We start from the raw sequence: 13,277 nt of genomic DNA, 5'->3' as shown, positions 1-13,277 counted from the left end.
TTCTTGAAAATAAACAGACTTAATAGTATTATCCTCCTCGGATTAATTGCCATTATTAGCATATTGGTAGCACAATTACTTTGGACAAAAGAGGCATTTACATTAGAACAAAAAAAACTGAGCCAAAAAGCTCATATTGCCTTACTTGAAGTTTCCCGAAAATTATATGAAGGAACTGATCACGAACATTCTTGCCAAAATCCTGTTCAAAAAATTTCGAACGATTATTATATTGTCAACATCGAGAATGATTTTGAACCCGATATTTTGGAATTCTATTTGAAATCGGAATTCAAAAAAATGAATATTACGACCGATTTTGAGTACGCCATGTACAATTGCCAAAGTGACGAAATGGTTTACGGCGATTATGTTTCTTTGTCTAAAAAAGGAAAACAAAACAAAACGGTCTATTTCCCTAAACATAAAAATCTGGTTTATTATTTTGCCGTTCGTTTCCCTAATGAAACTACGTATTTGTTTAGTTCTATGCGTTTTTGGTTTGTGCTTTCGACCGCGCTTATTCTGATTTTGCTCATTTATGTGTATTCTATTTTTAAGCTTTTACAGCAAAAAAAATACTCAGAATTACAGCGTGATTTTATCAATAATATGACGCATGAGTTTAAAACGCCTTTATCTTCGATTTTGATTGCTTCGAAATATCTAATCGAACAAAATCCGATTAAGGAAGACAAAAAACTACATACTTATACTGATATTATCATCAAACAGAGTCATAAACTGAACAATCATATCGAAAAGATTCTGAACATTGCAAAGTCGGATTATGTGCCTTTGGAAATAAAAAAAGAAACCGTTTTAATTGTTCCAATTATTGAAGAAACGATTGAAAACATTCGATTAAAATATCCCGAAGCCAATGTTAGAATTGAATCGGCATCGGCAGAATATAAAATTGAAACTGATGTTTTTCATTTCCATAATTTGGTTTACAATTTATTAGACAATGCCATAAAATACTGCACTGACAAACCGGACATTCTGGTTCAGATTAGTTCGCAGAATCAAACTTTGAAATTGGCTTTTATTGATAATGGAATTGGAATTCCGGTTAAAAACATTTCTTTTATATTTGATAAATTTTATCGCGTAAAAAACGAAAAAAGCAATGAAGTAAACGGTTTTGGTCTTGGCTTGTATTATGTAAAAGAAATATGCAACCTTCAAAACTGGAAAATAAAAGCCGAAAACAATTCAGAAAAAGGCGTTACAATAACTTTGTCCATTCCTTATAAAAAATGAAACAGTTCAAAATACTTTATACCGAAGATGATGAAACTCTAGCTTTTTTAACCAAAGATAATTTGGAACAAAGCAATTACGAAGTTGTGCATTGCTGCGATGGAGAATCGGGGCTTCAGACTTTTAAAAAGGAAAAGTTTGATATTTGCATTTTTGATATTATGATGCCAAAAATTGACGGTTTTGATTTGGCTACCGAAATCAGAAAATTAAATACTGATATTCCAATCATTTTTCTTTCGGCCAAAACTTTAAAAGAAGATCGAATTAAAGGACTTCGTTTAGGTGCCGATGATTATTTGGTAAAGCCTTTCAGTATTGAAGAATTGATTTTGAAAATTGAGATTTTTTTAAAGCGTTCACAGAAAAATGTTCCGTTAGAAAAATCAGTTTATGAAATTGGAAAATATCAATTTGACATCAATAATTTTATTCTTTTTAATGAAAGCGAAAAAATCAGCCTGACACAGCGCGAAGCCGAATTGCTAAAACTTTTTCTGGACAACAAAAATCTAGTTTTAAAAAGAGAACAAATTTTGACCGCACTCTGGGGAACCGACGATTATTTTATGGGAAGAAGCCTTGATGTTTTTATTTCCAGACTTCGCAAGATTTTAACTGGTGAAAAAGGAATCTCAATTGAAAACCTGCACGGAATTGGTTTTCGATTTTCAGTTGAATAATTTTTTTTCTTAGAATAAATCGTAACAATTCTACTAAAAATAAAGAAAAATCTGTAAATGGATTTTAAAAAATCTTTGTATTTTTAAGTTCTAATTTTGTCAGATATGAAAATACATCATTTGCGAAATGCGACCTTAGTAATTGAAACCGAAAAGCATGTAATTCTGGTTGACCCGATGTTGGGGAAAAGAAAAACAATTGCTCCCTTTACTATTTTTCGTTACAAACCAAAAAGAAATCCGCTTGTTGCTTTGCCAAAAAACAGCCGGGAAATTTTGAGTAAAGTGACGCATTGCTTAATTACGCATTTACATCCTGATCATATTGACAAAGCCGGAGAAGTATTTTTAAGACGAAAAAGTATTGCTGTTATTTGCAGTGCAAAAGATGAAAAAGAACTCTCAAAAAGAGGTTTGAATATTGTTCAGACGCTTAATTACTGGGAACCTCAGCCTTTTCTTGATGGAAAAATTATTGGGATTCCGGCGCTTCACGGCTATGGATTCATTGCTAAACTTATGGGTAATGTAATGGGATTTTATATTGAACTTGCCGATGAAAAATCTATTTACATAAGTTCTGATACCATTTTTACCGACGATGTTCAAAAAGCTTTAATCGAACTTAAACCTGATATTGCAACCGTTGCCTGCGGAACTGCACGATTGGATATTGGACAGCCTTTATTAATGCGAATGAACGACATTTTAAAATTTACAGCACTTGCACCCGGTAAAGTTTTTGCCAATCATCTTGAAGCTTTAAATCATTGTCCGACAACACGGGAAGAATTAAAAAAAGCGCTTTTAGAGAATGATCTTTTATCTAAAACGGCTATTCCTGCTGATGGAACTTTGGTTGAATACTAATTTGAAAAAGAAAAACATCATTTCAAAATTCTTTATTTTAACGTTATCATTTTAATATTATATTTGGTTCGCTAACCAAATCAATATAAATGGACAATTTTTTAAGAAAATTACAATTAGTTAAAGATATAACTATCCAATTACCTGTTTCAAAATTAGATTTCATTCAAAAATTCAGAAATCATGTTGATGAATCTGATTTGGGCTTTGTGCCTTTTGAAGCTTTTCAATCAAGCCGAAATGAATACAAAGGCAATATTTCCAACAACAGCTTTGAGCTTAAAAAAAGAAGAAAATTATTTGATACTAATTATTCTTTTGCAAAAGTAACAGGTCATTTTTCTGAAAATAACAATCAGTTAAATATAAACGCTGAGATTAATGGTTTTAGGAAAAGAATGCTTTTGTTTGCAGGAGTATTAATTATGTTTTATTCTATTTTTATTATCGGATCACTTTTTATCCCTGACGAAAAGTCCGGCCCAGTAGCTTTTGTTTTTATTCCTTTTATTTTATTTCACATGTCTTTGATGTTAGGAGTTCCTTATTTTATTATTCGAAGAAGTGTAAAAAAAATGATTTATGATGTAGAAAGAGATTTACATTATTGGGTAACCAAAAATTAATTTCTGTTTTTAAAGAACAAGCAATCCAAATTCCCGCAACGTATTTACAGGTTTTGAATACCAAAACAATTCAAAATCTTCCAATTGCGTTTCGAAATCATTTTTCACTTCCTGAAAAGTATAATTTTTAGTCGCTGAAACTGAAATATTTCTCAAAATAGAAAGTAGCCATTCGCCTTCATCTTTGCTGGTTTGAATGGCAAAGCTTTCTTTTTTATCATGAAAAGTCAGCGACATCATTTCCCAACTTTTGCCTTTTTTGGACTTTGTGAAAATTTCTGCTGATGGTTTCCCTCCAAGCCAAACTACTTTTGCATTTGGTTTTGTACTGAAATCATTTTGCTCTTCTAAAGCATTAAAAATAAAATCGGGATGGATTTTTGTTTTTGGAATTTTAAAATCGAACCAATCCTGCAGTTCGTAATCAAAACAGATTCCGTGCATGAAATTAAAAAGTGATTTCTTTAATCCGAAACTAAATTTATCGTGATTGATTCCTGTTGAGTCTGTGTAATCAATATCATTATTAGCAAAAGTTCCAATTGCTTCTGTTTTTTTAGTCACGCCGAATTTCTCCGGATATAATCCAACCGGACTATGCGCCGTAAGTGCAAACTGATGCCAAAATCCTGATTGTAAAACGCCCGCTTCAAACAATTGACGCACCATTTCAAGACTGTCAACTGTTTCCTGAATCGTTTGTGTAGGATAACCGTACATCAAATAGGCATGCACCATAATTCCGGCTTCAGTAAAATTTCGGGTAACTTTTGCAACTTGTTCAACTGTTACGCCTTTATCGATTAATTTCAATAATCGGTCTGATGCAACTTCTAAACCTCCAGAAACGGCTATACAACCGGAAGCTTTCAGTAATAAGCACAAGTCTTTTGAAAAGCTTTTTTCAAAACGAATATTCGTCCACCAAGTTACAGCTAATTTTCGTTTTAAGATTTCAAGCGCCACAGCACGCATTAATGCAGGCGGAGCAGCTTCATCAACAAAATGGAATCCGTTTTGTCCTGTTTGCTCTATTAATTCCTCCATTCGGTCACAAAGCAAACTTGCGGCAACTGGTTCGTACACTTTTATGTAATCTAAAGAAATATCACAGAAAGTACATTTTCCCCAATAACAACCATGCGCCATTGTGAGTTTATTCCAGCGTCCGTCGCTCCACATTCGATGCATCGGATTTACAATTTCAATAACTGAAATGTATTTATCCAAAGGCAGATCTGAATAATCAGGCGTTCCAACTTGTGACTGTTTATAATCGTGTTTTAAAGAATTGTTTTTGTAAACTACTTCTCCATTTTCTAACAAAAATGTTCTTTTAAAAGAATTGGAATCTGGATTTTCTAAATTGAAAATTAACTCTTCAATCGGAACTTCACCATCGTCTAAAGTGATGAAATCAAAAAACTCAAAAACACGTTTATCTGAAAGCGAACGTAATTCAGTATTTGGAAAACCGCCACCCATTGAAATCTTAATTTCCGGATGATTTTGTTTGACCCATTGTGCACATCGAAAAGCACTATATAAATTTCCAGGAAAAGGAACTGAAATTAAAAACAATGTTGGTTTTATGATTTCGATTTTAGTTTTTAAAAGTGAAATTAAAATCGAATCAATATAAGTTGGTTCTTGCTGAAGCGCTTCGTATAATTCATCAAAAGAATTGGCGCTTCGGCCCAAACGTTCCGCATATCGGCTGAAGCCAAAATTATCGTCGACACATTCAACAATAAAATCGGAGATATCTTCGAGATATAAAGTCGCCAAATGTTTTGCTTTGTCCTGCGTTCCCATTGTTCCAAAAGCCCAATCGAGTTCTTCTAATTGTGCAAAACGAGAGGCTTCAGGAAGAAAATCCTCCTGACAAATTTGTAAAGCCAATGTTGGGTTTTTCCCTTGCAGAAATTGAATTACAGAATCAATTGTTTTTACATATTCATCTTGAAGAGCAAAAATTCTTTTAGAATTATCTGAGATTTCAGAGTCAACTTGAAACCTGAAACTTGAAACTTGAAACAAATCTAAAAGCCCTTTTTTCGAAAACAATTCCAAAATCACATCAATACCTAAATCTGCCTGAGCAGATTCAATATTTTTAGTGTTCAAAAAACCTTTTATATACGCCGTTGCCGGATACGGAGTATTCAGTTGCGTAAATGGAGGCGTAATTACAAAAAGCTTTGTTTTCAAAAGGGATTATTTTTTTTGCAAAAATACGGGTTATTAAGGACTTTTTCAGGAAAAGATTTTGTTGGGTGCCGTTTTGATTTTTTGACTTGGTTTTGTAGATAATTAATTACATTTGCTTCGATCCAAATTTATCAAATGAAACAAAAATTACTTTTAATATTTTTCTTTTTCTCTTTTTTAATACAAGCACAATGTTTTGATTGTGCTAAAAATTTGGGAGGCTGGAATGACGATAGTGTATCAGATTTGAAGAAAACAGATGATGGATTATATCTCGTTAAAAATTCAGGGAATTTTGGAATCTTTGCTGCTATATACAAATTTGACTTAAATTGTAATTTATTATGGAAAAAAGAAATTGATAGTTTTACAATTTATGCAAGCAAATTAGCAAGTGATAGTCAAGGAAATATTTATCTTCTATTGACTTGGACTGATTCCCACAACGTTATTGGTCCGTTTCCTATAATGTTTAGCGGTTTTCCAATGTATCCTGGATTAAATTTATTCAAATTTGATAAAAATGGAAATTTGATTTGGAATAAATCGATGGGCAATGACGGCTACTACGGAATGCGAAATGTATTTGTTAATAACGATACTGTTTATGTAACAGGAACATTTTATAATTCCATCAAAATAAATGATGAAATAACTTTAACTAATCCTATAAATTATGGTTCTTTTTCTCATCCTCCATTATTATTTGTCTCTAAATTCTCTTTAAATGGCGATTTATTAGATGCTAAAAAATTTGGATCAGGATATGATGATTATACTAGTACTGAAATGGATTCTAATGGAAATATATACTTTTCAAGTTATTCAAATTATAATAGCAGCTATACGCACTCTGATATTGGTAAAATAGATTCAAATTTAAATATTGTTTGGACAAAAGAAATATCCAACAATAAAACTAAATATGAATCAGCTTTTAGGCCAACTCTTTTACATTACAATCCTAATAACAACAAATTATATTTGTGGAGCGCTTTTTACAAATTCGCAGATATCCTTGGAACTATCTATACAGATCCTACAAATAGATATTATATAACACAAAGCGCTTTATGCGAATTCAATGTAAATAATGGAAACTTAGAAAGAATCAAGCAATTTAATAATTCTTCGACTCTTGACATACCTGGTATTGATGGAGATTATGCAGGAAATACTGCCTATTTAACTGAAAAAGGCAACGAATTATTTGTTTTTTCAAGTTTTACAGGAACAATGAATTTTGCTAATAATAATGTGACAAGTATGCAAAATAGCAGCTATAGCAAGGAAGAATTAATACTTTTTAAAGTAAACTTAGAAAATTTTGATTCTGAATTCATATTAAAATCTTCTGGCACAAATTATTACGCGAATACAATGTCTACTGATGCAGCCGGTCCAATTTTATTTAATGGAAATGATCTTTATTTGACTGCTAACTTTCAAAGTTCACCTCTTACAATTAACAATACAGTCATCAATAACAATAGTGGTAATAATGCTTCTGATGTCATGTTATACAAGTATAAACTTGATCCATTATCAACTACCTCAGGAGTAATATTAGCAGAAAATACTTGTTTTAATACGCCGACAATTTTTGAAGTAAAAGGAACTTTTGATTCTGTAACTTGGAACTTTGATGATCCAAATTCAACAACAAACAATAGTGCAACAATCAATAATCCGCAGCATCAATTTACTGCCAGTGGTACATATAATGTTTCTGCAGTGATAAAATGCGGCACTGAAACTCAAACTTTAAAAAAGGAAATCGTAATAACAAACATTCCTAACAACTTCACATTAAACCCTATCTATGCTTGTGAGGCAAATTCTGGATCTGGTATTTCAAATTCTTTTGACACATCAAACTTAAATGCACTTGTTGCAGGAAATCAAACAAACTTAATCATTGAATATAGAGATCAAAATGGAGTTTTACTACCAAGTCCGCTTCCAAATCCCTATACGAACAAAATCAAGAATGAAGAGACTATAAAAGTCAAAAGTTATTTCTCTAATAATCCATTATGTTTCGTTGAACAGGATTTGAAACTATACACAAAAACCAAACCTCAAAAATTAAACATACTTACTCCACAAACGTTTTGTATTCAGCAAAATGCCACATTAGCTAATATCCAAGTTACTGGGCAAAATATAAAATGGTATGATGCCCAAACTGCTGGAACACTTTTATCTAATACAGCTTTACTTCAAAATGGCTTAACTTATTATGCATCACAAACCATCAATGGCTGTGAAAGCGACAGAACTCCTGTTATTGTTACAATTCAAAATACTTTGGCACCAACAGCAAACGCAAATCAGTCTTTTTGCACAAGTCAAAATCCAACAATTGCTAATATTCAAATCACCGGAACTTCAGTAAAATGGTATGACGCTTTAACAAATGGTTCTCTATTAGCCGGAACTACAAATCTTGTAAACGGCAAAACGTATTATGCTTCACAAACTATAAATAATTGCGAAGGACCAAGATTTGGAATAACTGTTTCGGTTGTAAATACACCTTCTGCACCAACAGCAAATGCTACTCAATCATTCTGCAAAAATGAAAATGCAACGCTGAATACTATTCAAATTTCAGGACAAAATATAAAATGGTTTGATACAGCAATGTCTGCCTCAACTTTGCCAAACACAACTTTGTTAGAAAACAATAGAACTTATTACGCATCGCAGACTGTTGGATGTGAAAGTGACAGAACTCCAGTTTTAGTTCATGTCTATGATACGACATTGCCTACTGGAAATAATAGCCAACTTTTTTGCATTGATGAAAACGCAACAATTGCAAATCTGGTTGTTACTGGAACAAACATAAAATGGTACGATTTGGCTACAAATGGAACTGTTTTACCAAAAACAACTTTACTCCAAAGTAAAACCTACTACGCAACCCAAACATTAAACAATTGCGAAAGTGAACGATTTGCTGTTACCGTAAAAATTCAGGATACTCAAAATCCAATTGCCGATTCGCCGCAAACATTCTGTATTCAGCAGAAAGCAAAAATAAGTGACATCAATATTTCCGGAGAAAACATAAAATGGTTTGAAAGCCCTACTTCGACAATAAGTTTGTCCGAATCAACTTTGCTTGAAAATGGAATTACATATTTTGCCTCAGAAACTATAAACGATTGTGAAAGTGAAAGAATTTCAGTTGCCATATCACTTTTAGAAGCAACTGCTGGCAATTGTATTAATTTAGTTGAGGAACTTCCTTTTCCTAAATTCTTTACTCCAAATGGTGATGGATATAATGATTATTGGACAATAGATTTCGAATACTTAGCGCCAAACACAGGAATCAAAATATTTAATCGATACGGAAAATTCATTAAAGAGCTAAACAACAACGGCTTTTGGGATGGAAATTATCTCGGACAGCAACAACCGGCATCGGATTATTGGTTTATTGTTACGAAATTAAATGGCAAAGAATTCAAAGGACATTTTAGCCTAAAGAGGTAAGATTATTTATGAAACACATTTTATTTTTTCTATTCTTTTTATTTTTCATTCCTGTATTTTCTCAAAATAAAAATCAATCAATTGGTTTCAAAGAGAATAAAGGTCAGATTATTGATCAAAAAGGAAAATCAAATTCTTCCGTTTTATATTTATTAAATTCTAACGGATTAAATGTTCAATTAAAGAAAAATGGATTTTCCTATGATGTTTATGAAATAAAAAAAACTCCTGTAACACAACCAAATGATCCAAGAAATGAACGAGAAAATTCGTCCCACTTTCATGACAATAAAAAAGAAGAAAAAGAAGATTTTAATTTAGAATATACTTTTCATCGAATTGATATTGACTTTTTAAATTCAAATTCTAAAGTTGAATTGATAGCTGAACAAAAATCGGCTGATTTTGATAATTATTATAATGTTCCAAACAAACCTGAAGGAGTTCTCGGTGTTTATCAATTCAAACAAATTACTTATAAAAACATTTATCCAAATATTGATGCTGTTTTTACAATTCCAGCTGATCCTCAAAAAACCGTTGAATATAATTTTGTTATTCATCCAAAAGGAAAAATTTCAAACATTCAATTAAAATTTAATGGCGCTGAAACAGATTTGGTTGACAACAAAATCCAAATGAATATTCGTTTTGGAAAAATGGAAGAAACACTTCCGGCAAGCTGGATTGAGGATGACGGAAGCAAAAAGGAAATTGAAATTGGATATACCAAGGTTAAAAAAAATGTTTATGGGTTTAGTTCTTCTAATGTTGTAAATGGGAAAACTATTGTGATTGATCCGGTACCAACGAGACTTTGGGGAACTTTTTATGGGGATCAAACGAACGATTTTACCAATATTGGTCAAGTTAGTATCACTGCTAGTGACAACTTAGGAAATGTTTGCATTGCAGGTAAAACAAGGGCCTCTAATTTATCTTATGCTACGTCAGGAGCGCATCAGACATCAATTCCTCCTTTTATTTTTGGCAGCAAAAATGGAATAATTGTTAAATTTGACACTAATGGTAATCGTTTGTGGGCAACGTATTACGGAGGTATGAAAGATAATTCAATAAGAGATATCAAAATTGATAATCAAAACAATATACTAATTATTGGAGAAACTCAGGCATTAACTAATATAAGTACTCCAGGTTCGTACAAACCTAATTTGAATGGTATTGGCGATTATTATGATGCTTTCTTGGTAAAATTTAACGATTCTGGAGTTAGACTTTGGGGAACTTATATTGGAGGAGATCAAGATGATTCGGCAGCTGCATTAGATGTAGATGACAACAACAACATTTATATTGTAGGATTCACCTACAGTAAAACAAATATTGCTATCAATAGTAATTTTCAAACACAATTAAGCCTTGGCAGTGGGAATGATCATGATGGTTTCTTAGCTAAATTTAATACTAACGGTAATTTAATCTGGAGTACGTATGTTGGTGGAGAAAATTATGATGAATTAAAAGCTATCAGAGTAAAAGATAATTATTTAATAACAGGAGGTACTACTTGGAGTTATAATGGTATCTCAACGCCAGGTACTCATCAAGAAATACACGGTCCAGGTGGACAACCAGACAGTAGTTTATATAAATTTTCTTTAGATGGACAAAGAATCTGGGGAACTTACTATGGAGGAGAACACAATGAAGAAATACTTTCAGTTGATGTTGATAACGATGATAACATTTATATTGGCGGAGAAACCGAAAGTGATAGTCAAATGACCACACCAGGCAGCTTTGAAAGTTCAAGTCAATACATATATGAAAAAGGTTTTTTTGCCAAATTAAATAGTAATGGAAAAAGAATTTGGGGTTCTTATTTAGGAACTGCTTTTGTACATTCAATTATCATAAAAAATAATTCTATATACATTGGTGCTTCTCAACATGGTGCAGCCTATAAGACCAAATTAACAACACCTTGTTCTTACATTGAAAAAAATGAATCTCAGGGATATTTAGGTAAATTTTCTAAAGATGGAGATTTTACTTGGGGGACATTTCTTGGAAATGGTTATGGTGGATATTCTGATGTTAAAATTGCATTTGATAACAACGCTGGATTGTATGTAAGTGGAATTGCAGCAAAAAATGATGGTATCGCAGATAATAGCTCATATCAATCAAATATTTTAGGACAAGAAAATTATTTTCTATTGAAATTTTCAGAAGACTACAATCAGCATTCTATATCGCTTAGAAGTAATTCTCCTATTTGCATTGGTAAAACATTAGAATTAAAAGCATCAGGTGGAACTAACTATTTATGGACTGGTCCAAATGGATTTACATCAACAGAACAAAATCCCACAATACCAAATGCAACTACATCTAATAGTGGAGAATATAGCTGTTTAGTTACAGGAACAGGTGGTTGTGACGGTACAGGAAAAATCAATGTCTTAATTGGCGACATAGAAGCTCCAATTCCTGTTTTAGCAACGCTTCCAACTATAACTGGTGATTGTAGCACAACAGTAACAACAATTCCAACAGCCAATGACGCTTGTGCAGGAGTAATCAATGCAACAACCACAAGTCCGTTGTCTTATGCTTTACCAGGAACTTACACAATTGTATGGAATTACAGTGATGGAAATGGAAATTCATCTACGCAAAACCAAACTGTAACCATTACAAGTCAGCCATTACCAACAGCAAATTCTCCACAAATTTTTTGTGTGCAGCAAAATGCAACTTTAAATGAAATTCAAATAACGGGTCAAAACATAAAATGGTATAGTAACTTAACAAATGGAACACTTGTTTCACCTACAACTGTAGCTCAAGATAAGGCAACCTATTATGCTTCACAAACTATAAACGGTTGCGAAAGCAGTAGAATTCCAGTTACCATTAATATCCAAGTCACTTCTGTGCCAACAGGAAATGCAAACCAGTCTTTTTGCACAAGTCAGAATCCAACAATCGCTAATATTCAAGTTTCTGGAACTTCAATAAAATGGTATGATGCTTTAACAAATGGTTCTCTCTTAGCAGAAACTACAAATCTTGTAAACGGCAAAACCTATTATGCTTCTCAAACTATTAATAATTGCGAGGGACCGAGATCTGGTGTAACTGTTTCTATTGTAAATACGCCATCTGCGCCAACGGCAAATGCTACTCAATCATTCTGCAAAAATGAAAATGCAACTTTGAGTAATCTTCAAATCTCTGGGCAAAATATAAAATGGTTTGATACTAATATGTCTACCTCAACTTTGCAAAACACAACTTTATTAGAAAACAATAGAACTTATTACGCATCGCAGACTATTGGGTGTGAAAGTGACAGAATTCCCGTTTTAGTTCATGTTTACGATACTGCAATACCTACGGGAAATAATAGTCAGCTTTTTTGTATTGATGAAAATGCTACAATTACGAATCTAAATATTACTGGAACAAATATAAAATGGTATGATTCAGCAACAAACGGAGCACTTTTGCCAACAACTACTTTATTGCAAAATAAAATTTACTACGCAACTCAAACATTAAACAATTGCGAAAGCGAAAGATTTGCCGTTACCGTAAAAATTCAGGACACTCAAAATCCAATTGCCGATTCGCCGCAAACATTTTGCATTCAGCAGAAAGCAAAAATCAGTGACATCAATATCTCTGGAGAAAACATAAAATGGTTTGAAAGTCTGACCTCGACAATAAGCCTTTCCGAATCAACTTTGCTTGAAAACGGGATGACTTATTATGCTTTAGAAACAATAAATAATTGTGAAAGTGACCGAATTCCTGTTACAATATTAGTTTTAGAAGCAACAACAAGTAATTGCATTAATTTTGTTGACGAACTCCCTTTTCCGAAATTCTTTACCCCAAATGGTGACGGATATAATGATTATTGGACAATAGATTTTGCGTATTTGGCTCCAAATACTGGAATCAAAATTCTTAATCGCTATGGAAAATTCATTAAAGAACTAAATAAAAATACTTCATGGGATGGAAATTATCTTGGACAAGAACAGCCAGCATCAGATTACTGGTTTATTGTTACAAGATTAAATGGAACAGAATTTAAAGGTCATTTTAGTTTGAAAAGATAAATTAAATAACAAAGTTC

General features: G+C 32.4%; 7 protein-coding genes. 6 read left to right on the top strand and 1 reads right to left on the bottom strand.

The features are described 5' to 3' along the window. The first annotated feature begins 3 nt into the window (after positions 1-3). From ACNFIH_RS18070 to ACNFIH_RS18055, 4 genes are all read left to right on the top strand, one after another. Entirely contained in the window at positions 4-1,266 is a 1,263-nt protein-coding gene (locus ACNFIH_RS18070) for a sensor histidine kinase (protein ID WP_426484178.1), read from the top strand. Beyond that, positions 1,263-1,949: a response regulator transcription factor gene (locus tag ACNFIH_RS18065; RefSeq protein WP_426484177.1), complete on the top strand. Its 687-nt coding sequence runs from the start codon at positions 1,263-1,265 to the stop codon at positions 1,947-1,949. The genes ACNFIH_RS18070 and ACNFIH_RS18065 overlap by 4 nt, the downstream gene beginning before the upstream one ends. A 105-nt stretch (positions 1,950-2,054) precedes the next feature. Further along, positions 2,055-2,819, top strand: coding sequence for an MBL fold metallo-hydrolase (locus ACNFIH_RS18060; RefSeq protein ID WP_426484176.1), 765 nt, complete (start codon positions 2,055-2,057; stop codon positions 2,817-2,819). Positions 2,820-2,908: 89 nt separating this feature from the next. Further along, entirely contained in the window at positions 2,909-3,445 is a 537-nt protein-coding gene (locus ACNFIH_RS18055) for a hypothetical protein (RefSeq protein ID WP_426484175.1), read from the top strand. Positions 3,446-3,454: 9 nt separating this feature from the next. Here the strand turns inward: ACNFIH_RS18055 and ACNFIH_RS18050 are convergent, their stop codons facing one another. After that, positions 3,455-5,656: a B12-binding domain-containing radical SAM protein gene (locus ACNFIH_RS18050; protein ID WP_426484174.1), complete on the bottom strand. Its 2,202-nt coding sequence runs from the start codon at positions 5,654-5,656 to the stop codon at positions 3,455-3,457. 135 nt (positions 5,657-5,791) lie between these two features. On the opposite strand from ACNFIH_RS18050, the gene ACNFIH_RS18045 reads away from it, so the two are divergent. Together ACNFIH_RS18045 and ACNFIH_RS18040 are read left to right on the top strand one after the other, a co-directional pair. Next, positions 5,792-9,163 (top strand): T9SS type B sorting domain-containing protein, encoded by a 3,372-nt coding sequence (locus ACNFIH_RS18045; protein WP_426484173.1) that lies wholly within the window; start codon positions 5,792-5,794, stop codon positions 9,161-9,163. 8 nt (positions 9,164-9,171) lie between these two features. Next, a complete protein-coding gene (locus ACNFIH_RS18040; protein ID WP_426484172.1) occupies positions 9,172-13,260 on the top strand; it encodes a T9SS type B sorting domain-containing protein in 4,089 nt (1,362 codons plus the stop codon). Positions 13,261-13,277 lie beyond the last annotated feature (17 nt).

The sequence above is a fragment of the Flavobacterium sp. 2 genome (assembly GCF_049949195.1).
GTDB lineage: Bacteria > Bacteroidota > Bacteroidia > Flavobacteriales > Flavobacteriaceae > Flavobacterium.
This window is presented reverse-complemented; position numbering and strand designations above follow the sequence as displayed.

Excerpts from the sequence above, each read along its gene's own strand:
- ACNFIH_RS18060 (WP_426484176.1), top strand. The coding sequence starts at position 2,055 with ATGAAAATACATCATTTGCGAAATGCGACCTTAGTAATTGAAACCGAA.
- ACNFIH_RS18065 (WP_426484177.1), top strand. The coding sequence starts at position 1,263 with ATGAAACAGTTCAAAATACTTTATACCGAAGATGATGAAACTCTAGCT.
- ACNFIH_RS18055 (WP_426484175.1), top strand. The coding sequence starts at position 2,909 with ATGGACAATTTTTTAAGAAAATTACAATTAGTTAAAGATATAACTATC.
- ACNFIH_RS18045 (WP_426484173.1), top strand. The coding sequence starts at position 5,792 with ATGAAACAAAAATTACTTTTAATATTTTTCTTTTTCTCTTTTTTAATA.
- ACNFIH_RS18040 (WP_426484172.1), top strand. The coding sequence starts at position 9,172 with ATGAAACACATTTTATTTTTTCTATTCTTTTTATTTTTCATTCCTGTA.